This window comes from Acidovorax sp. YS12, assembly GCA_021496925.1.
In the GTDB taxonomy this organism is placed as follows: domain Bacteria; phylum Pseudomonadota; class Gammaproteobacteria; order Burkholderiales; family Burkholderiaceae_C; genus Paenacidovorax.
The window spans coordinates 3,762,761-3,782,058 of record CP053915.1 but is presented as its reverse complement, the minus strand read 5'-3'; the positions used below and the strand labels follow the sequence as shown (position 1 = coordinate 3,782,058).

The 19,298-nt window shown below is 71.4% G+C and carries 19 protein-coding genes; 8 read left to right on the top strand and 11 right to left on the bottom strand.

Features of this window, described 5'->3' with window-relative positions; genetic code table 11:
• Positions 1-21: 21 nt before the first annotated feature.
• Both YS110_16985 and YS110_16980 read right to left on the bottom strand, forming a co-directional pair.
• Positions 22-336: a DUF1840 domain-containing protein gene (locus YS110_16985; protein UJB66326.1), complete on the bottom strand. Its 315-nt coding sequence runs from the start codon at positions 334-336 to the stop codon at positions 22-24.
• A gap of 16 nt (positions 337-352) precedes the next feature.
• On the bottom strand, positions 353-976 hold the full coding sequence (locus YS110_16980; GenBank protein ID UJB66325.1) for a hypothetical protein: 624 nt from the start codon (positions 974-976) through the stop codon (positions 353-355).
• 69 nt (positions 977-1,045) lie between these two features.
• Here YS110_16980 and YS110_16975 point away from each other — a divergent pair, with 69 nt between their 5' ends.
• Together YS110_16975 and YS110_16970 are read left to right on the top strand one after the other, a co-directional pair.
• A complete protein-coding gene (locus YS110_16975) occupies positions 1,046-2,227 on the top strand; it encodes an aminopeptidase (GenBank protein ID UJB66324.1) in 1,182 nt (393 codons plus the stop codon).
• Positions 2,184-2,510: a polyhydroxyalkanoic acid system family protein gene (locus tag YS110_16970; protein ID UJB66323.1), complete on the top strand. Its 327-nt coding sequence runs from the start codon at positions 2,184-2,186 to the stop codon at positions 2,508-2,510. Before YS110_16975 ends, YS110_16970 begins: the two co-directional genes overlap by 44 nt.
• 24 nt (positions 2,511-2,534) lie before the next feature.
• Here the strand turns inward: YS110_16970 and YS110_16965 are convergent, their stop codons facing one another.
• Entirely contained in the window at positions 2,535-4,517 is a 1,983-nt protein-coding gene (locus YS110_16965) for a TonB-dependent siderophore receptor (protein ID UJB66322.1), read from the bottom strand.
• 258 nt (positions 4,518-4,775) lie between these two features.
• Positions 4,776-5,030, bottom strand: a complete 255-nt coding sequence (locus tag YS110_16960; GenBank protein ID UJB66321.1) for an acyl-CoA-binding protein — start codon at positions 5,028-5,030, stop codon at positions 4,776-4,778.
• 156 nt (positions 5,031-5,186) lie between these two features.
• Between YS110_16960 and YS110_16955 the strand changes: the two genes are divergently transcribed.
• Positions 5,187-6,755, top strand: a complete 1,569-nt coding sequence (locus YS110_16955) for a wax ester/triacylglycerol synthase family O-acyltransferase (GenBank protein ID UJB66320.1) — start codon at positions 5,187-5,189, stop codon at positions 6,753-6,755.
• An 80-nt stretch (positions 6,756-6,835) separates the two neighbouring features.
• On the opposite strand, the gene YS110_16950 is transcribed toward YS110_16955, so the two are convergent.
• Complete coding sequence (locus YS110_16950) at positions 6,836-8,041, bottom strand: amidohydrolase (GenBank protein UJB66319.1); 1,206 nt, start codon at positions 8,039-8,041, stop codon at positions 6,836-6,838.
• A gap of 88 nt (positions 8,042-8,129) precedes the next feature.
• Here YS110_16950 and YS110_16945 point away from each other — a divergent pair, with 88 nt between their 5' ends.
• Positions 8,130-10,175, top strand: coding sequence for a molybdopterin oxidoreductase family protein (locus tag YS110_16945; protein UJB66318.1), 2,046 nt, complete (start codon positions 8,130-8,132; stop codon positions 10,173-10,175).
• A 46-nt stretch (positions 10,176-10,221) separates the two neighbouring features.
• Entirely contained in the window at positions 10,222-11,427 is a 1,206-nt protein-coding gene (locus tag YS110_16940) for a glycoside hydrolase family 3 protein (protein UJB66317.1), read from the top strand.
• 20 nt (positions 11,428-11,447) lie between these two features.
• Here the strand turns inward: YS110_16940 and YS110_16935 are convergent, their stop codons facing one another.
• Positions 11,448-12,608: an iron-containing alcohol dehydrogenase gene (locus YS110_16935; GenBank protein ID UJB66316.1), complete on the bottom strand. Its 1,161-nt coding sequence runs from the start codon at positions 12,606-12,608 to the stop codon at positions 11,448-11,450.
• A gap of 111 nt (positions 12,609-12,719) precedes the next feature.
• Complete coding sequence (locus YS110_16930; protein ID UJB66315.1) at positions 12,720-13,712, bottom strand: fumarylacetoacetate hydrolase family protein; 993 nt, start codon at positions 13,710-13,712, stop codon at positions 12,720-12,722.
• Positions 13,713-13,815: 103 nt separating this feature from the next.
• On the opposite strand from YS110_16930, the gene YS110_16925 reads away from it, so the two are divergent.
• The 3 genes from YS110_16925 (at position 13,816) to YS110_16915 (ending at position 16,167) form a co-directional block, all read left to right on the top strand.
• The gene (locus YS110_16925) at positions 13,816-14,598 is read left to right on the top strand and encodes an IclR family transcriptional regulator (protein ID UJB67498.1); all 783 of its coding nucleotides are present in this window, start codon (positions 13,816-13,818) and stop codon (positions 14,596-14,598) included.
• Positions 14,598-15,776 (top strand): DUF3108 domain-containing protein, encoded by a 1,179-nt coding sequence (locus YS110_16920; protein ID UJB66314.1) that lies wholly within the window; start codon positions 14,598-14,600, stop codon positions 15,774-15,776. The genes YS110_16925 and YS110_16920 overlap by 1 nt, the downstream gene beginning before the upstream one ends.
• 97 nt (positions 15,777-15,873) lie before the next feature.
• Complete coding sequence (locus YS110_16915) at positions 15,874-16,167, top strand: DUF3567 domain-containing protein (protein UJB66313.1); 294 nt, start codon at positions 15,874-15,876, stop codon at positions 16,165-16,167.
• 3 nt (positions 16,168-16,170) lie between these two features.
• On the opposite strand, the gene YS110_16910 is transcribed toward YS110_16915, so the two are convergent.
• From YS110_16910 to YS110_16895, 4 genes are all read right to left on the bottom strand, one after another.
• Complete coding sequence (locus YS110_16910; GenBank protein ID UJB66312.1) at positions 16,171-16,716, bottom strand: hemerythrin domain-containing protein; 546 nt, start codon at positions 16,714-16,716, stop codon at positions 16,171-16,173.
• The gene (locus tag YS110_16905) at positions 16,713-17,126 is read right to left on the bottom strand and encodes a ribonucleotide reductase subunit alpha (GenBank protein ID UJB66311.1); all 414 of its coding nucleotides are present in this window, start codon (positions 17,124-17,126) and stop codon (positions 16,713-16,715) included. The genes YS110_16910 and YS110_16905 overlap by 4 nt, the downstream gene beginning before the upstream one ends.
• 162 nt (positions 17,127-17,288) lie before the next feature.
• Positions 17,289-17,912, bottom strand: a complete 624-nt coding sequence (locus YS110_16900) for a nitroreductase family protein (GenBank protein UJB66310.1) — start codon at positions 17,910-17,912, stop codon at positions 17,289-17,291.
• A gap of 67 nt (positions 17,913-17,979) precedes the next feature.
• Positions 17,980-19,296, bottom strand: a complete 1,317-nt coding sequence (locus tag YS110_16895; protein ID UJB66309.1) for an NnrS family protein — start codon at positions 19,294-19,296, stop codon at positions 17,980-17,982.
• Positions 19,297-19,298 lie beyond the last annotated feature (2 nt).

Genomic DNA, 19,298 nt, shown 5'->3' with positions numbered 1-19,298 from the left:
TTCTTTAGAACATGCCCTGGCTCACCAGGTCACTTCGCGCCCGGCGGCGGCGCTGCGGCGCAGCATGTCGAGCAGCGGCGCGGCGCGCTGGCGCAGGTGCACGGCATCGGGCCGCTCCTCGGAGCCATCGCCCTCGCGCTCCTGGGCCGCCTGGGCCAGCGCGTGGTCTTCGGCGGCGATGGCCGCCTCGATGGCCGCGATGGCGGCAGGGATCTGCTCCACCGTGACGATGCCGCCCGCCCCGGGCTCCTTGCCCATGATCTGCACCAGCTGGCGGCCATTGGGTTCGAGCATGATGACGTCGGCGGTGGCGCGGGACTTGAATTTGTAAAGCATGGCGAAACCTCGGGAATCAAACTCCGGCAAGCCGCCGGTACGCGACGCGCGTGGCGGGCGAGACGCCGGCCAGCACCTGTTCGTACGACGTCTGGTGCAGCGCGATGAGGCGCACCGACGCCACCGTGGCCGAGCGGCAGAACCAGTGGCAGCTGTGCTGCAGCAGGTACAGCTCGGCGGTCAGGGTGTAGGCCTGGCGCTTGCGGTCCTGCGCCGTGCCGTCCTCGCCACCGGCGGCCTGGGCCACCACCGCGGCGATGCCGCGCGCATGCAACTGCAGCATGGCGCGCATGTCGAAGGTGGCCGAGGGCAGCCAGCGGCTGGCATAGGGCAGCGCGATGGCCAGGGTGCTGACGCGCGCCTCGTCGGCCGGCACGCGGCCGAAGTCGTCGGCGAGGGACTGCAACTGCAGCACCAGGTTCTTCTCGGTCGTGGCCAGCAGGTCCCAGATCTGCGCGCGCCGTTGCGCGTCCTGCTCGCCCAGCGCGCGCAGGTAGCCCTCGGTCAGCGACTCCATGAGCTTCTCGATCTGGTAGCGCGCCAGAAAGCCGCCGAGCAGCGCCACGCGCGCCGCGCGCTCGCGCGACTTGAGCAGGTGCAGGCCGAAAAGCAGCAGCAGTGCCAGCGAGAAGATTTCCATCAAGACAGTCCGGAGGGTGAACAGAGGGTGAATGCCGCAAGTGTAGGCGGGCCATGGCACAGTCGGGGCATGCTTCGATGGCCGAATTCCCTTGCACGGCGGCGCCTGGCCTGGCTCGCGCTGCCCTGGCTGCTGGCCGGCTGCGCGCAGGACAGCCAGCTCGGCTACTACTGGCAGGGCCTGCGCGGCCACCTGGCATTGATGCAGGCCGCGCGCCCGCTGCCCGCGTGGATCGCCGACGACGGCACCCCGGCGGCGCTGCGCGAGCGGCTGGAACTGGCGCAACGCGCCCGCGCCTTCGCCGTGGACACGCTGCACCTGCCCGACAACGCCAGCTACCGCCGCTACGCCGACCTGGGCCGCCCCGCCGCCGTGTGGAACGTGGTGGCCGCGCCGCCCGACGCGCTGACGCTGCACCGCTGGTGCTTTCCGCTCACGGGCTGCATCGGCTACCGCGGCTACTTCAGCGAGGCCGGCGCGCAGGCCCAGGCGCGCGTGCTGGCCGCGCAGGGGCTGGAGGTGTCGGTGTACGGCGTGCCCGCGTACTCCACGCTGGGCTACCTGAACTGGCTCGGCGGCGACCCGCTGCTGTCCACCTTCGTGCACTGGCCCGAGGGCGACTTCGTGCGCCTGATGTTCCACGAGCTGGCGCACCAGGTGGTCTACGCCGAGGGCGACACGCCGTTCAACGAATCCTTCGCCACCGCCGTGGAGCGCGTGGGCGGGGCGCTGTGGCTGTCGCGCCACGCCAGCGCCACCGCGCAGGCGGCCGACCGCGCGAGCCAGGCGCGGCGCGCGCAGTTCCGCCAGCTCACCCGCGCCACGCGCGAGCGGCTGGCGGAGGTTTATGCACAAAAATCGGCCTCAGCCCTTACCAGTCAAGCGCTGGAAGCTATGAAATCGGAAGCAATGCAGGACTTCCGCACGCGCTACGCGGCGCTGCGCGCGCAGTGGCTGGCCGCCGCGCCGCAGGCCGCGCCCACGCTGGCCGGCTACGACCGCTGGGTGGCCCAGGCCAACAACGCCGCCTTCGCCGCGCAGGCCGCCTACGACGGCTGGGCCGATGCGTTCGAGGTGCTGCTGCGGCGCGAGGAAAGCGACTGGCCACGGTTTTATGATGCCGTACGAAAAATGGCGGCCCTGCCCGCCGCGCAGCGCCTGCAGGCCCTGTGCGCGCTGCAGCCGGCCGCGCCCAAGGAGTTCGCCTGTGTCCCACATCCAAATCCGCCGCCCCCACCAGCTCGGCCTTGAAGCCGCGCGCAAGATCGCCTTTGCCTGGGCCGAAAAGGCCGAACAGAAGCTGGACATGGAATGCACCTACGAGGAGGGCGACGACCAGGACACGGTGCACTTCACGCGCGCGGGCGTCAACGGCACGCTGCAGGTCTACCCCGATCTGTTCGAGCTGGACGCGCGGCTGGGCTTCCTGGTCAGCGCGTTCAGGCACCGCATCGAGACGGAGCTGCACACGCAGTTCGACGCCCTGCTGGCGCCGGCCAAGCCCAAATCCACCGGCAAGAAGAAGGCCGGCTGACCGGGGGCTGGCAGCGGCCGCCGCTCAGAAGCGGTACGTAGCGCTCAGCACCACGTTGCGGCGCGGGGCCCACCAGCAGTCGCCGCGCGACAGGCAGGTGCTCATGTACTGCTTGTCGGCCAGGTTGCTGATGTTGAGCGCGTAGCGCCAGTCCTGGCTGTCGTAGGCCAGCATGGCGTCGGCCACGCCCGCCGCCGGAACCCGGGGCCCCGTGCCGTCGTGGAACGACGACAGCCAGCGGTAGCCCGCGCCCACGGAAAAGCCGCGCACGCCGCCCAGCGCGAAGCGGTACACGCCCCACACGGCCGCCTGGTGGCGCGGCATGCCTTCGAGCAGGGGATCGACGTCGGTGTAGTTGTAGTGCGCCGTCAGGTCGAAGGCCGTGGCCACGCGCGCCTTGTATTCGAGCTCCACGCCCTTGTTGCGCGTCTGGCCCGCCTGCAGCGCGTTGTTCGGGTTGACCGGGTCGGGCGTCTGCTGGTTCTTTTCCTTGAGGTCGTACACCGCGGCCGTGAACTGGGTGGCGCTGCCCTCGGGCATGTACTTCACGCCCACCTCGACCTGCTCGCCTTCCAGCGGCTTGAAGCGCTGGCCGTAGGCGTCGGTGCCGCTGATGGGATTGAAGGACTCGGCGTAGCTGACGTACGGCGTCCAGCCACCGGGCAGCTGGTACATCACGCCCAGGCGCCTGGTGGTGGCGCTGGTGCGGTCGTCCTGCGCGCCCGCCAGGCTGTTCACGGCGCGGTCGTGGCGCAGGCCGGCGATGAAGATCCACGGGCCCCACTTCACCTGGTCCTGCAGGTACAGGCCGCTCTGGCGCTGCACGTTCTCGGGCCGCGCGGCGAGCGCCGGGCGCAGGCGGTTGCCGTACGCGGGCGCATAGGCGTCGATGGGCGTGTTGTACGCATCGCCCGCTTCGGTCTTGTTCTCGGTCTGGCGGTTCCAGTCCACGCCCAGCAGCAACTGGTGGCGCATGCCGCCAGCGTCGAAGTTGCCTTGCAGGTGCGTGTCCACGGCGGCCATGCGCGTGCGCGTGGCGTTCTGCCCGTACAGGCGGCCGATCAGGCGCTGGTTGGCCGGGTCGGCGCCCCATCCGCCCGGGATGGTGAAAAAGTCCGCGTAGTGGTAGCCGCCGCGGTTCTCGTTGCGGGCCAGGCGCAGGTTCTGGCGCACGGTCCAGGCGCCGTCGAAGCGGTGCTCGAACAGGTAGCCGATGGATTCGCGGTCGGTGTCGTAGTAGTCGCCGGGCTCGCCGATGAAGCGGCCCACGGGGAGCATGCCGTTGGGATTCGGCAGCAGCGTGCCGGACCACGGCAGGAACTGCGACGTGCTGCCCGAGCGGTCCTGCTGCCAGTGGGCCTGCAGGACCAGCGACGTGGCGGCGCTGGGCCGCCAGGCCAGCGAGGGGGCGATGAGCCGGCGGTCGTTCGGCACATGGTCCACCTGCGTGTCGGCGTCGCGCGCCACCGCCACCAGGCGGTAGGACCATGCGCCATCCGCCGTGAGCGGGCCGGTCAGGTCGGCCTGCAGCTGCTTGCGGTTCCAGCTGCCGATCTGCACGCCCACCTCGCGCTGCGTTTCCTGCTGCGGGCGCTTGCTCACCATGTTGACCACGCCCGCCACCGTGCCCGCGCCGAAGAGCATGCCCGACGGGCCGCGCAGCACCTCGATGCGCTCCAGCGCGTACGGGTCGGCGGGCACGGTGCTGGTGTACCAGTTGTAGTTCTGGCGCAGCCCGTCGAGGTAGGTGTCGGGCCAGCTGCCGCGCACGCGCACGCTGTCGGAACGGCTGTCCAGCCCGTAGGCGTCGCTGCGCACGCCCGCCGCGTACAGCAGCGCCTCCTGGAACGTGGTCGCGCCTTGGTCCACCATTTGGTCGCGCGTGACCACGGTGACGGATTGCGGGGTTTCCGCGAGCGGCGTATCCGTCTTGGTGGCCGTGACCGCGTTGCGCGCGCGGTAGCCCACCACCGGTGGTGGTGGCGGATTCCTTTTCGGCGTTCGCATCGACGCGCACTTCGGGTAGCAGGGCCCCCGTGCTCTGGGCCCGGGCCAGGGCGGGTGCGAGGCCGAAGGCCAGTGCGAGGCCAAGACACAGTGCGGTTCGCGGGTGTTGGGTTGTCATGATTTCATGAATAAAAACAAGAATTGTTTCCATTCTAGAAACCAGAATCCCCGGGAACGCCCGACCTGTCGTGCCGCGGCAACAGGTACGCACCATGAAAAAAGCGGCCCGCAGGCCGCCTTGGCAGGGTGCCGCGCCGGTCAGCGCAGCGATTCGATCAGGTCGATGTACTGCTGCTTGGCCTCGTCGGCACCGGTGCCCTTGAGCTTTTCCCAGGCGTCCCACTTGGCGCGGCCGACCATGTCGGTGAAGCTGGGCTTCTTGGACTCGTTGTCGCCCTCGGTGGCCTGCTTGTACAGCGCGTAGATCTTCAGCAGCGTGGCGTTGTCGGGGCGCTCGCTGAGCGTTTTGGAGTTGGCCACGGCAGCTTCAAAGGTGGCGTTCAGATCGGACATGGAGTCTCCTCGCAAGGTGGGAAAAAACGGGTGTCGGCAAGTGCATGCGCCGGTGTATCTTACGGCCCGGCCCTTGCCGCTAGGGTGCATTCCCTAGAGGCCATCCCCCAAAATCCGCGCTCCCTTCCACCACCCAACGCACAGGACACGCCCCCCATGGTCACCCGCATCGCCTCCGCCGCCGCCCCCCTCCTGGCCGTGCCCGCGCCAGCGGCACGCGCCGCGCGCATCGTCGGCAAGAACGTGCAGCGCGCGGCCACGGGCATGCTGGGCCTGTCGGGCGAGCGCATGAGCAAGGTCGATACGGCCTGGCTGCGCATGGACAGCGACCACAACCGCATGATGATCAACGGCGTGTGGACGCTCTCGCCCGGCATCGGCTGGCAGGCGCTGTGCGAGCGCGTGCAGCAGCGCCTGCTGCAGTACCCGCGTTTTCGCCAGCGCGTGGTGCAGGACGCCGCCGGCGCCACCTGGGTCGATGACGACCGCTTCGACATCGCCGCGCACGTGGTGCGCGAGCCGCTGCCGCGCCGCAAGGGCCAGAGCATGCAGCAGGCGCTGCAGCAGCGCGTGGGCGAGCTGGCCATGCAGCCGCTGGACGGGCGCCGGCCGCTGTGGCAGTTCCACCTGGTCGAGGACTTCACGGGCGACGACGGCGAGAAGGGCAGCGCGCTCATCGTGCGCATCCACCACTGCATCGCCGACGGCATTGCGCTGATCTCGGTCACGCTGTCGCTGGTCGATGGCGGCAGCGAGCCGCCGCAGCGCCGCGCCAGGCCCGCGCACGATGCGGGCAGCCCCGAGGAATGGCTGGCCGACACGCTGATCCGCCCCTTCACCGACATGGCCGTGAAGGCCATCGACATGGCGGGCGAGAGCGCCGCGCATTCGCTGCACCTGCTGCGCGAGCCCGAGAAGATGCTGGAGCAGGGCCTGGCGGGCTCGGTGGAGGCCGCGCGCATGGCCTACCAGCTGGTGAGCGACGCCGCCGCGCTGGCGCTCATGCCCGACGACTCGGCCACGCGCCTCAAGGGCAAGCCGGGCCAGGCCAAGCGCGTGGCCTGGTGCCCGCCGATCCCGCTGGACGAAGTCAAGGCCATCGGCAAGGCGCTGAACTGCTCGGTCAACGACGTGCTGCTGTCGTGCGTGGCCGGCGCCATTGGCGGCTACCTGCGCGCCCAGGGCGACGACCCGGCGGGCCAGGAGATCCGCGCCATGATTCCGGTGAACCTGCGTCCCATGGAGCAGGCCTGGAAACTGGGCAACCGCTTCGGCCTGGTGCCGCTGGTGCTGCCCATCGGCATCGAGAACCCGATCGAGCGCGTGTACGAGGTGCGCCAGCGCATGAACGCGCTCAAGGGCAGCACGCAGCCGCTGCTGGCCTTCGCCATGCTGTCGATGGCGGGCATGCTGGTCAAGCCCGCGCAGGACGCGCTGCTGAACCTGTTCGCGCGCAAGACCACCGCCGTGATGACCAACGTGCCCGGCCCGCGCGACGCGCTGACGCTGTGCGGCGCGCGCGTCACGCAGTGCATGTTCTGGGTGCCGCAGTCGGGCGACATCGGGCTGGGCGTGTCCATCCTCAGCTACGGCGGCGGCGTGCAGTTCGGCGTGATGACCGACACCGCGCTGTGCCCCGCACCGCAGCAGATCATCGACGCCTTCACGCCCGAGTTCGCGCAGCTGTCGCTGCTGACGCTGATGCTGCCGTGGGGCGAGGTGTGATAGCGCAGCGCAACCCGCTACGTAATCAATAGCTGCCAGCGCTTTCCCAGCAAGGGTTGGAGCGGTTTTTTCCTTGAAATTCAGCCAGGCGTGCGATTCAGCCACGCCTGCGCCAGCCGCACCCAGTAGGTCGCGCCCAGCGGGATCAGCGCGTCGTTGAAGTCGTAGCTCGGGTTGTGCAGCGTGCACGGGCCAGCGCCGTGGCCCGCGTCGCGGTGGCCGCCTTCGCCGTTGGCGATGAAGCAGTACGCGCCCGGCTTGGCCTGCAGCATGTAGGCGAAGTCCTCGCCGCCCAGCGTGGGCTCCTGCGCCAGCACCTTGTCCTCGCCGAGGATGTCCACCATCACCTGGCGCGCGAACGCGGCCTCGGCCGGGCTGTTCACCGTGGGCGGGTAGTTGCGCGCGAACTCGAACTCGCAGCGCGCCTCGTGCGCCGCGCAGGTGTGCTCGGCCACCTGGCGCATGCGGCGCTCGATCAGGTCGAGCACTTCGGTGGTGAAGGTGCGCACCGTGCCCTGCAGCTCGCAGGCGTCGGGCACCACGTTGCTGGCCTCGCCCGCGTGGATCATGGTGACCGAGATCACCCCGGCATCCAGCGGCTTCTTGTTGCGGCTGACGATGGCCTGGAAGCCCTGCACCACCTGGCAGGCGATGGGCACCGGATCGATGCCCATGTGCGGCATGGCGGCGTGGCTGCCCTTGCCGCGGATGGTGATCTTGAACTCGCTGGTCGAGGCCATCACCGGACCCGGGCTCACGGCCATGGTGCCCGCGGGCATGCCGGGCCAGTTGTGCATGCCGAACACCGCCTCCATGGGGAACCGGGTGAACAGGCCGTCGTCCATCATCACGCGCGCGCCGCCGCCGCCCTCCTCGGCCGGCTGGAAGATCAGGTACACCGTGCCGTCGAAGTCGCGGTGGCTGGCCAGGTGCTGCGCCGCCGCCAGCAGCATGGCGGTGTGGCCGTCGTGGCCGCAGGCGTGCATCTTGCCCGGCGCCTTGCTGGCGTGCGCAAAGGTGTTGAACTCCTGCATGGGCAGCGCGTCCATGTCGGCGCGCAGGCCCACGCCCCGCCCGCAGGCGCCGCCGTCGCGCCCGTGCACGATGCCCACCACGCCGGTCTTGCCCATGCCACGGTGCAGGGGAATGCCCCACTGCGTCAGCTTTTCCGCCACGAGGTCGGCGGTGCGCACTTCCTCAAAGCACAGCTCGGGGTGGGCGTGGATGTCGCGGCGCAGCGCGGCGATGGCGGGCGCCTGGGCGGCAATGGCGTCGATGGTCTTCATGGCAGTCTTCCTTGGATTGGCACAGTCTAGTACAGCACTTTGGTGAACGTGGAATACTGCAGCGCCTGCCCCCACTCCCCTGTTCGCCATGCTTTCCTCCACCCCAGTACGCGGCGCCTGCCCGCACGACTGCCCCGACACCTGCGCCCTGCTGACCACCGTGGAGAACGGCCGCGCCGTGCGCGTGCAGGGCAACCCCGCGCATGCGCCCACGGGCGGCGTGCTGTGCGCCAAGGTGTCGAAATACGCCGAGCGCACGCACCACGCCGAGCGCATCCTCACGCCGCTCAAGCGCACCGGCCCCAAGGGCAGCGGCCGGTTCGCGCCCGTCTCGTGGGACGAAGCGTTGGGGGACATCGCCGCGCGCCTCACGGCGATCGCCGCGCGCGACCCGCAGGCCATCCTGCCCTACAGCTACGCCGGCACCATGGGGCTGGTGCAGGGCGAGAGCATGGACCGGCGCTTCTTCCACAGGCTGGGCGCCTCGCTGCTGGCGCGCACCATCTGCTCCACGGCGGGCGGCGAGGGCCTGGTGCACACGCTCGGCGGCAAGGTCGGCATGAAGGTGGAGTTCTTTGCGGAGGCCAAGCTCATCCTCATCTGGGGCAGCAACTCCATCGGCAGCAACCTGCACTTCTGGCGCATCGCCCAGCAGGCCAAGCGCGACGGCGCGCGCCTGGTGTGCATCGACCCGCGCCGCACCGAGACGGCCGAGAAGTGCCACGAACACCTGCAACTGCTGCCCGGCACCGACGCCGCGCTGGCCCTGGCGCTGATGCACGAGCTGATCGCCCACGACTGGCTCGACCACGACTACATCGCGCGCCACACCCTCGGCTGGGAGGGCCTGCGCGCACGCGCGCTCGAATGGCCGCCCGAGCGCGCGGCCGCGGTCTGCGGCCTGCCGGTGGAGCAGATCCGCGGCCTGGCGCGCGCCTACGGCACGACGCGGCCCGCCGCCATCCGCCTCAACTACGGCGTGCAGCGCGCGCACGGCGGCGGCAACGCCACGCGCGCCATCGCCTGCCTGCCCGCGCTCACCGGCGCATGGCGCCAGCGCGCGGGCGGGGTGCTGCTGTCCAGCTCGGGGCATTTTCCCGTGCAGCGCGCGCAGCTCGCGCGCCCCGACCTGCTGGCCGGACGCCAGCCGCGCACGCTCAACATGGTGACCATCGGCGACGACCTGCTGCGCCTGGCCTCGCCCGCGTTCGGCCCGCAGGTCGAGGCCCTGGTGGTCTACAACAGCAACCCCGTGGCCGTGGCGCCCGACTCGGCCAAGGTGGTGCAGGGCTTCGCGCGCGAGGACCTGTTCACCGTGGTGCTGGAGCACTTCCACACCGACACCGCCGATTGGGCCGACTACATCCTGCCCGCCACCACCCAGCTCGAACACTGGGACGTGCACGCGAGCTACGGCCACACCGACGTGCTGCTCAACCGCCCGGCGATTCACCCCCTGGGCGAGGTGCGCAGCAACGCACGGATCTTCCGCGACCTGGCCGCGCGCATGGGCTTCACCGAGCCGTGCTTCGCCGACAGCGATGAAACGCTCTGCCGCCAGGCCTATGGCGAGGCCGTCGATTTCCAGAAGCTGCTCGACGACGGCTACGCCCGCCTGCCCGTGCCCGATGCGCCGTTCGCCAAGGGCGGCTTTCCCACGCCCTCGGGCCAATGCGAGATGTACAGCGCGCGCCTGGCCGCCCAAGGGCTCGACCCGCTGCCCGGCTACGTGCCGAACCACGAGGCGGCGGGCGCCTCGGCGCGCTACCCGCTGGCGATGATCTCGCCGCCCGCGCGCAACTTCCTCAACTCCACCTTCGTGAACGTGCAGAGCCTGCGCCAGATCGAGGGCCGCCCGCTGCTCGAAATCCACCCGGCCGACGCCGCCCCGCGCGGCATCGCCGAGGACTGCGTGGTGCGCGTGTTCAACGACCGCGGCAGCTACACATGCCACGCGGCCGTGAGCGAGCGCGCGCGCCCCGGCGTGGTCAACGGCCTGGGCGTGTGGTGGCGCAAGCTGGGGCTGGACGGCACCAACGTCAACGAGCTGACCAGCCAGCGCCTGACCGACCTGGGCGCGGGGCCGACGTTCTACGACTGCGCGGTGCAGGTGGAGGCCATGGGGCAGCGGTAACAATACGGCGCCAATCCCGCACCACGCGCCCGCGCGCCCCTTGCCCATGCCCTCCTCGACGACACTCCGCACGCCACTGTCCCCCACGGCCCGCACCGCCAGAAGCCTCTTCGCCGTGGCCGCGGCGGCGGCCGCCGCACTGCTCGCTTCCTGCGGCGGCGGTGGCGGCGCGCCGGTGCCGCTGACCCTGGAGCAGAAGGTCGGCCAGATGGTGATGATGGGCATCGACGGCACCACGCCCGACGCCCCCGGCGTGCAGGAGGCCCTGCAGCAGATCCGCGCTGGCCAGCTCGGCGGCGTCATCCTGTACCGCTACAACATCACCGGCCCCGCGCAGGTGCGCGCGCTGAACCAGGCGCTGCAGCAGGCCAACCCGCTGCCCTACCCGCTGCTGATCGCGCTGGACCAGGAAGGCGGGCTGGTGCAGCGGCTGCGCGCCGCCAACGGCTTCGCCGACACGCCCTCGGCCGAGGACGTGGCGGCCCAGCAAACGCCGGCCCAGGCCCGCGCCACCTACGGCCAGATGGCGCGCATGGTCGCCGGCGCCGGCTTCAACTTCAACTTCGGCCCGGTGGTCGATCTGCGCGGCGACCCGGCCGACCCGCTGCAGCAGGCGGTGTCGCCCGTCATCGGCAAGCTCCACCGCGCCTATTCCAACGACCCGGCCACGGTGGTGCGCTACGCCGAGGCGTTCATCCAGGCGCACCACGACGCTGGCGTGCTCACCGCGCTCAAGCACTGGCCGGGCCACGGCCTGGCCACCGGCGACACCCACCTGGGGCTGGTGGACGTGACGCAAACGGCCCAGCCCATCGAGCAGTGGCCGTTCCAGCAGCTGATCCGCGGCGGCAGCGCCGACGCCGTGATGACCGCACACCTGGTGAACCGCAGCGTCGACCCGGACTGGCCGGTCACGCTCTCGCAGCGCTTCATCCAGCCGCTGCTGCGCGCGCGCGACGGCTTCGACGGCGTGGTCGTCACCGACGACCTGCACATGGGCGCCATCCAGCTGCAGCACACGCCGCGCGAGGCGGTGGTGCGCGCCATCCGCGCAGGCAACGACCTGCTGGTGCTGTCGAACAACCCGGGGGCGGCCACGCGCGTGCCCGGCTTTCAGCCGCGCTACGACATGGGCCGCCATGTGGCCAGCCTGGTGCGCGAGGCGATTGCCAGCGGCGAGCTGACCGAGGCCGACATCGACGCCGCCTGGCGCCGCCTGGCCCGGCTGCGCGAGCGCCTGGCGGCGCGCTGAAGCGACGCGAAAAGGGCAGCCTACAGTGCCGCCAGCAGGATGCGGCGGGCCACCTCGGGCGTGATGTCGCGCTGCTCGCCCAGCTTGACCATGCCGTGCGCCTCCAGCTGCGCCACCACGGCATCGACCTGCCCGGCCCCCAGGCCATAGGCGCCCAGGCGCGTAGGCACGCCCAGGCTCTCGAAGAACGCGCGCGTGCACGCGATGGCGGCGCTGATGCGCGCCTCTTCGTCACCCTCGCGCAGGCCCCACACGCGCTCGGCGTACTGCAGCAGCTTGGCGCGCTTCGGCACCCGCCGCTCGTTGAGCAGCGACGGCAGCACGATGGCCAGCGTGCGGGCATGGTCGATGCCGTGCAGCGCGGTGAGCTCGTGGCCGATCATGTGCGTGGCCCAGTCCTGCGGCACGCCGGCGCCGATCAGTCCGTTGAGCGCCAGCGTGGCCGTCCACATCATGTTGGCGCGGTCGGCGTACACCGGCTCCGGCGCGGCCAGGATGCGCGGCCCCACTTCGATCAGCGTCTGCAGGATGCCTTCGGCGAAGCGGTCCTGCACCAGCGCATCGACCGGGTAGGTCAGGTACTGCTCCGTGGTGTGCACGAAGGCATCGACCACGCCGTTGGCCAGCTGCTGCGGCGGCAGCGTGTAGGTCTTGGCCGGGTCCAGCACCGCGAAGCGCGGAAAGCAGTGCGCGCTGCTGAAGGGCAGCTTGGCGCCCTTGGCGCGGTGCGTGATGACGGAGCCGTTGTTCATCTCCGAGCCCGTGGCCGGCAGCGTCAGCACCGCGCCGAACGGCATGGCGCGCGCGATGTTGCGCCCGCGCTTTTCCAGGATGCTCCAGGGTTCGCCCTCGACGTGCACCGCCGCCGCGATGAACTTGGCGGCGTCGATCACCGAGCCGCCACCCACCGCGAGCAGGAAGTCGAAGCCGCCCTCGCGGATCTGCTGCACGGCGCGCAGCGCTGTCTCGTAGCTCGGGTTCGGCTCGATGCCCGGGAACGTCGCGTGCGGGCGCGCGCCCAAGGCCTGGCGCACCTCGGCCAGCGTGCCGTTCTTCTCGGCGCTGGCGCCGCCCACGAGGATCAGCACGCGCGCCTGCGCGGGCACCAGGTGGTCCAGGTCGGCCACGCGGCCCTGGCCAAAGGCGATGTGGGTGGGGTTTTGAAAGTCGAAATTCAGCATGGGGCGTTCCACCGGATCAAAACGCCCAGCGTAGCGCGCTTTGCCCAACCCTGCAGTCGCTCCTGTTTCAGGAGCTTCCAGCGCTTTCCCCATAAGGGTTGGAGCCACTTTTCATTCAGATTCGTGCAGCGCCACGATCTGCTGGTCGATGGCGCCGAACAGGCTCTGCCCGTCGGCGCCGCGCATCTCGATGCGGATGGTGTCGCCGAACTGCATGAACCCGGTGGACGGCTGGCCATGCTCGATGGTCTCGATGCAGCGCTTCTCGGCAATGCAGCTGTAGCCCTTGGCCCAGTCCTTGTTGCTCACGGTACCGCTGCCGACGATGGCGCCAGCGCGCACGTTGCGCGTCTTGGCGATGTGGGCGATGAGCTGGCCGAAGTGGAACGTCATCTCGGGCCCGGCGTCGCACATGCCGACCTTGCGGCCGTTCCAGGTGGAATGCAGCGCCAGGTGCACGCGCCCGCCCTGCCAGGCCCCGCCCAGTTCGTCGGGCGTGAGGGCCACGGGGCTGAACGCGGTCGCGGGCTTGGACTGGAAGAAGCCGAAGCCCTTGGCCAGTTCGCCCGGGATGAGGTTGCGCAGCGACACGTCGTTGGCCAGCATCACGAGGCGCACGCCCTCCAGCGCCTGCTCGGGCGAGGCGCCCATGCGCACGTCGCCGGTGACGACGGCGATCTCGGCCTCGAAGTCGATGCCCATGGCCTCGCTGGGCACCACCACGTCGTCGCAGGGCCCGAGGAAATCGTCGCTCCCGCCCTGGTACATCAGCGGGTCGGTGTAGAAGCTGGCCGGCACCTCGGCCCCGCGCGCCTTGCGCACCAGCTCCACGTGGTTGATGTAGGCCGAGCCGTCGGCCCACTGGTAGGCGCGCGGCAGCGGCGCCATGCACTGGCGCGCGTCGAACGGGAACGCATGGCGCGCCTTGCCGGCGTTGAGCAGGTCGTACAGATCCTGCAGCTGCGGCGCGAGGAAATTCCAGTCGTCCAGCACCTGCTGCAGATGGCTGGCAATGCCGGTCGCATAATGGGCCGAGCCCAGGTCGCGCGACACCACGACCAGTTGGCCGTCGCGCGAACCATCCTTGTAGGTGGCAAGTTTCATGGCGGGTCTCCTGGAACGGCAGGGCCGCCCCGAATTACGAGTGAGTAAACTCATTCAACTAATCGAAAATTCATTTTAGAACGTGTCGACGATCTCAGTGCAGATGGACAAGGAACGCCTGGGCATACAGTCGGTGGAGGTGGGCTTCGCCTTGCTCGACGCACTGGCCCGCGCCAGCGGGCCGCTCATGCTCAAGGACCTCGCGGCCAGCGCCGGCATGAGCGCGGCCAAGGCGCACCGCTACCTGGTCAGCTTCCAGCGCCTGGCCCTGGTGGCGCAGGACGTGCGCAGCGCCCGCTACGACCTCGGCCCCGCCGCGCTCCAGCTCGGCCTTGCCGCCCTCGCGCGGCTGGATCCGGTGCGCCTGGCGCGCGAGCGCATGCCGGCGCTGCGCGAGCAGCTCGGCCACACCCTGGCGCTGGCCGTCTGGGGCAACCATGGGCCGACCATCGTGCACTGGGAAGAGGCGCCGCAGGCCGTCACGGTCAACCTGCGCCTGGGCGACGTGATGCCGCTGCTGTCCTCGGCCACCGGGCGCTGCTTCGGCGCCTACCTGCCCGCCGAGGCCACGGCCACGCTGCTGGCGCGCGAAACGGCGCTGGCCCGGCGCCAGCAGCGCGCCGGCCTGCCCCACGGCGCCCCGGCGGCCCAGGCGCTGTGGCAGGAAGTGCGCGCCCACGGGCTGGCGCGGGTGGTCGATACGCTGCTGCCTGGCGTCGTGGCCTTCTGCGCCCCGGTGTTCGACGCCGACGGCCACCTGGCGCTGGGCATCACGACGCTGGGGCCCGCCGCCACCTTCGACCCGGACTGGGACGGCGCCGTCGCCACGCCCCTGCGCACCGCGGCACGGCAGCTGTCCGCCGACCTGGGCTGGAGCGCGCCCTGATGCCGCGCCGCGCCCTGCTGCTGCTGACGGCCCTGGTGCTGGCCCTGCACGCCCTGGCGCTGCTGGGCCTGCCTGACCTCACGACGCGCCTGCACAGCCCCGAGGTGGCCGCGTTCAGCACCCGCAGCATCGCCCTGCCGCCGCCCCAGCCCGCTCCCACCGCGCCGCCGCGCCCCAGGCCGCCGCCCAAGCCCAAGCCGAAACCCAAGCCGGCCCCGGCGGCCCCCGATCCCCTGCCGGAGCTGCCTGCCGACGCCCTGCCGGCCGATGCCACCGCCCTGGCGGCAGCCACGGCAGGCGACATCACCGTGCCGATCGAACCGTCCCTGGAGCCCGCCGAGGCCGCGGAACCACCGGCTGCGCCCGCGCCCGCCGCGAGCGAAGCGCTCGCCGCGGCCCCGGCCCCCGAGGAACCCGCCAGCGCGCCGCAGGAGAGCGCCAGCGCGCCGGCCGATCCCCCGGAGCCCCGGGACCCCGGCCTGGCCATCACGCTGCCTGGCGGTGCCAGCGCCCAGGCCGGCGGCGGCGCGCCGCCGCCCGTGCGCGTGCCGCCGCCCACGCGCCTGGCGTTCGAGGTGAGCGGCGAAGTCAAGCGCTTCCACTACAGCGCCAGCGCCGAAATGCTCTGGAAGCACGATGGCACGCACTACGAGGCGCGCCAGGAAATCCGCGCCTTCCTGATCGGCTCGCGCGCGCAGACCAGCGTCGGCCAGCTCACCGCGCACGGCCTGCAGCCCCGGCGCTTCGGCGACCGCGTGCGCAGCGAGCAGGCGGCGCACTTCGACTTCGACCAGGGCCGCATCACCTTCAGCGCCAACACGCCCTCGGCGCCAATCGCGCCGGGCGCGCAGGACCGGCTGAGCGTGTTCATCGAACTGGCGTCCCTGATCGCTGCCGCCCCCGAGCGCTACCCCGAGGGCACCGAGATCGCGCTGACCACGGCCAGCGCGCGCGCCGCCGGCCGCTGGGTGTTCCGCGTGGGCCAGACCGAGCCGCTGGAGCTGCCCGCGGGCACCATCACGGCGCTGAAGCTGCAGCGCGTGCCCGAGGACGAACACGACCAGCGCGCCGACCTGTGGCTGGCGCCCAGCGTGCACTACCTGCCGGTGCGCCTGCGCATCACCCAGAGCAGCGGCGATTTCGTCGATTTACGCCTCAAGGAGACCAGCACGCCATAGGGACAGTGCTTTCGTGAAATACTGCAAAGCAGAAGCCGGGCCTTGAACTTCCCGGTGCGGGCCGTCATCTGACAGGCAAGCGGAAAGGAGGAACGCCATGCAAATGCTCTATGACTCGGACTCTTTCGTGGTGGTTCACATCCTGCCCGAAGCCTTTGAATCGCCACGCGGCGGCGACGCGCAGCCGCCGCAGGTGCCCCAGTTGCCGCGCCACGGCTTCGAGATCGTGGACAAGCGCTCGGGCAAGGAGGTCTACCTCGACGGTTCCTGGGCCGAAATGTTCCAGCAGCAGATCCTGGCCTGGCAGCGCGACACGCCCACGCAGGAAGAAGTCGAGGCCACGCTGGACCGCTACACCGGGCTGGCGCAGAACCCGGTCATCGTCCACTGATCCTCAACGCGCGCCGCGCCGGCGCGCCATCTCCGTGCCCATGGCCTGCTGCGTGGCCTCGGGCAGCAGGGCTTGCGCCGCAGGATAGGCGCTGCCCTCCTCGTGGCGGATGTGCTCGCCATAGCGCGCGGCGAAGCGCGCCAGCAGCGCCTCGTGCGCTGCGCTGAACGCCGCCAGCCGCCCTTCGGCCAGCGCCAGCAGCGGCTCGCGCGCCTGGGCCCAGTCCGCCGCCATGGCCGCATGGTCGGCCTGCAGCTGGCGCACCAGCGCCGCGACCGCCGGGCTGCCCTGCGCGAGCAGCGGCGGAAACACGTGCAGCTCCTCATCCTCGTGGTGCAGCGGCGCGGCGATGTCGAAGTAGCGCAGCACGTCGCGCGCCGCCTGGCGCGCCATGTCGTCGCACGGCTTGTCGTGCAGGTAGTCCTGCAGGCGCTGCAGCAGGCCAAGCATGCGCTGCACGCGCTCGTGGCAGGCCTGCAGCATCTCGAAGGGCTGCTCGAAACCGACGCCGGGCGAATGCAGGCCGGGCAGGGAGGCGAATGCCGTCATTTGAAGTGGACGGGTTCGCCCTGCCGGTCGAACGGCAGCAGCGGGCCGAACTGGCCGGCCTTGATCGACTCCACCATGTGCTGCAGCGGCTGCTCGGCGTCCGTGCTGCTGGGCGCCTGGCCGCCGCGGCCGGCCAGCGCGGCGGCGAACACCAGGCGCCAGGGCTGGTGCGGCGGCTCGAACTGCTGCGCCTCGCGCGCCAGCGTGGCGAAGGAGTCGAGCTCCTCGGGCGTCTTGTCCACGCACATCAGCGGCACCAGGGCGCCGCCCTCGCCCTGCGCGAAGCGCGCGCGCTGTTCGGGGCTGGCGTCCCCGGGCAGTTCGGTGCCGACGAACACCATCAACAGGCGCTGCGGCTCGGGCTGGGCGCGCGCGGCGCGCAGCAGGTCGTCAAAGTGCTGGATTTGCATGGCTAGTGTGGTGTTCGACGCTTGATGGAGCAAAAAAACCGATGGATTCGTTGGCCTGGCTAGGCGCAAATCCTCGCGATAGCCGTAGCTATCGCGAGGATTTGCGCCTAGCCAGGGCGGCGAAGACGCGGTTTTATGTTCCAGATAGCGTCGAGCACCACACTACGGATTCTCCCACCCCGGTGCGATGCCCTCACCCGGAACCAGGGTTCCCACATAGGCCGCGGGCACCGGGCGCGTGCGCGCGGGCTTGCGCGCCAGCACCGTGCCGATGCTGATGCAGCACAGCGCCCGCGACGGCGCGGGCAGGCCGAGCAGGCCGCGCAGCGCCACGGACTGCAGGGCCTTGCCGCTGGTCAGCGCCGAGCCGAAGCCCAGCGCCGTGGCCATGAGCAGCACGCTCTGCACCGCGCAGCCCGCCGAGACCAGGCGCTCGTCCCAGCTGATGGCCGGGCCGCCGCAGGCGCCATCGGCCACCAGCACCAGCAGTTCCGGGGCGCGCACGGCCTTCTCGCGCGCCTGCGCCAGTTGCGCGGGGGTGGCCTCGGGCTCGCGCTCGGCCAGGGCCTGGGCGAACGCCTCGGCCAGGGCCGGCCGCGCGGCCTGCGGAATGCGCACGAAGCGCCAGGGCAGCAGGCCGCCATGGTCCGGCGCGTGCGCCGCCGCGCCGAGGATGGCGGCCAGTTGCGCCGTATCCGGCCCCGGCGCGCCCAGGCGCTTGGGCAGCACGGTCTGGCGCGCCTGCAGCAGCGCGGCCAGGGCATCGGAGGACAAGGGATCACTCATTTTTCAGTAGCTACTCGCGCTTGATGGGTAAGGGTTTTAGCCATTTTTTGCATGAATACCAGAATCCTCACCCCGGCCGTCCGTCGGCGCGCGGGCGGCCGTACCAGCGGCCCATGCGCAGCCCCCAGGCCAGCACCGCCACGGCCCACAGCAGCGCGGCCCAGGGCAGCAGGGCCGCGCCCCACGCGGGCCACAGCGCAGCGGCCAGGCGCAGCAGCACCGCGCCCTGCAACAGCCAGAACAGGCTCCACAGCGGCCCGTCGGCCACCAGCGGGCGCCCGCCATGGCCGCAAGACACGCGCGACACCATGGCCAGCATCAGCGCGCCCATGCAGCCCAGCGCCAGCGCGTGCAGCATGGCCAGCGGCCACACCGCCGCGCCCTGCCAGCCGTGCCAGGCATGCGCCGCGCCGCCCAGCACCCAGGCCAGGCCCAGCCAGACGAAGCCCGCGTGCAGCATGGCGAGCAGGCGGTTCTTCAGCCCGAGCACGCGCCACCACACGCCCGCCAGCCACAGCAGCACGGCGCCCACGGCCAGCTCCAGCACGCCGCGCAGCAGCAGCACCGGCGCGGACAGGGGCCACCACGCTCCCGCGAGCACAGCGCCGGCCTCGCCCCAGGCGGCGCCCACCATGAGCGCCAGCACCCAGAACGGCCGCCGCGCCGCGATGCCGGGCATGGCGCTGGAGGTGAAGAACGGAATCATGCGGTGCAGCGCCGCCGCGAACACGACCAGCACGAAGCCCCACAGGCCGGCCCGCGCCAGAGCCTGCGCCTGGGCGAAATCACCGCGCCATGCGGCCAGGCCCAGCGCCGCCAGGCACAGCCAGCCCAGCCCCCAGGCGGCCACGATCAGGCGCGCGTGCAGCCGGTCGGCCAGCGGGCTGCACCAGACCAGCCAGGCCAGCAGGGCGCCGGTCCCGCCCAGGCCCAGCCAGGCCGCCCCCAGGCCCGCCCAGGCCAGCGCCGGGGCCGCCATGGCGCCGCCGAGCCAGGCCAGCCAGCCCAGCGCCTGCAGCACCAGCGGCGCGCACAGCACGCGCACCGGCCAGGGCTGCACCTCCAGCCACTTGGGCAGCGCCGTGAAGCCGAAACCGGCAAAGAACAGCGGCATGAAGCCGAACACCATTACCGCCGCATGCGCCACGGCAGGCGGCAATGCGGCCGGGGGCACCAGGAACGGCGCCAGCGGCGCGGCCTGCACCCCGGCCCACCACAGGCTGGACGCACCGAGCACCCCCAGGGCCAGGAAGAAGCCCAGCCGGTGCGGCGCCCAGCCCAGCGTGGCCCAGTGCCAGCGCCAGTCGATGCGCGCCAGCGCCTCGGCCGGCGGCCGCCCGGCCACCGGCCGCACCGGAATCACGGGCCGCCGGGGACGATCCATGT

Bases quoted from the DNA above. Each gene is read 5' to 3' on its own strand.
- YS110_16940 (UJB66317.1), top strand. From the start codon at position 10,222: ATGCCCTCCTCGACGACACTCCGCACGCCACTGTCCCCCACGGCCCGC.
- YS110_16925 (UJB67498.1), top strand. From the start codon at position 13,816: ATGGACAAGGAACGCCTGGGCATACAGTCGGTGGAGGTGGGCTTCGCC.
- YS110_16930 (UJB66315.1), bottom strand. From the start codon at position 13,712: ATGAAACTTGCCACCTACAAGGATGGTTCGCGCGACGGCCAACTGGTC.
- YS110_16950 (UJB66319.1), bottom strand. From the start codon at position 8,041: ATGAAGACCATCGACGCCATTGCCGCCCAGGCGCCCGCCATCGCCGCG.
- YS110_16955 (UJB66320.1), top strand. From the start codon at position 5,187: ATGGTCACCCGCATCGCCTCCGCCGCCGCCCCCCTCCTGGCCGTGCCC.
- YS110_16915 (UJB66313.1), top strand. From the start codon at position 15,874: ATGCAAATGCTCTATGACTCGGACTCTTTCGTGGTGGTTCACATCCTG.
- YS110_16945 (UJB66318.1), top strand. From the start codon at position 8,130: ATGCTTTCCTCCACCCCAGTACGCGGCGCCTGCCCGCACGACTGCCCC.
- YS110_16965 (UJB66322.1), bottom strand. From the start codon at position 4,517: ATGCGAACGCCGAAAAGGAATCCGCCACCACCACCGGTGGTGGGCTAC.
- YS110_16905 (UJB66311.1), bottom strand. From the start codon at position 17,126: ATGCAAATCCAGCACTTTGACGACCTGCTGCGCGCCGCGCGCGCCCAG.
- YS110_16900 (UJB66310.1), bottom strand. From the start codon at position 17,912: ATGAGTGATCCCTTGTCCTCCGATGCCCTGGCCGCGCTGCTGCAGGCG.
- YS110_16980 (UJB66325.1), bottom strand. From the start codon at position 976: ATGGAAATCTTCTCGCTGGCACTGCTGCTGCTTTTCGGCCTGCACCTG.
- YS110_16985 (UJB66326.1), bottom strand. From the start codon at position 336: ATGCTTTACAAATTCAAGTCCCGCGCCACCGCCGACGTCATCATGCTC.
- YS110_16920 (UJB66314.1), top strand. From the start codon at position 14,598: ATGCCGCGCCGCGCCCTGCTGCTGCTGACGGCCCTGGTGCTGGCCCTG.
- YS110_16975 (UJB66324.1), top strand. From the start codon at position 1,046: ATGCTTCGATGGCCGAATTCCCTTGCACGGCGGCGCCTGGCCTGGCTC.
- YS110_16910 (UJB66312.1), bottom strand. From the start codon at position 16,716: ATGACGGCATTCGCCTCCCTGCCCGGCCTGCATTCGCCCGGCGTCGGT.
- YS110_16895 (UJB66309.1), bottom strand. From the start codon at position 19,296: ATGGATCGTCCCCGGCGGCCCGTGATTCCGGTGCGGCCGGTGGCCGGG.
- YS110_16960 (UJB66321.1), bottom strand. From the start codon at position 5,030: ATGTCCGATCTGAACGCCACCTTTGAAGCTGCCGTGGCCAACTCCAAA.
- YS110_16935 (UJB66316.1), bottom strand. From the start codon at position 12,608: ATGCTGAATTTCGACTTTCAAAACCCCACCCACATCGCCTTTGGCCAG.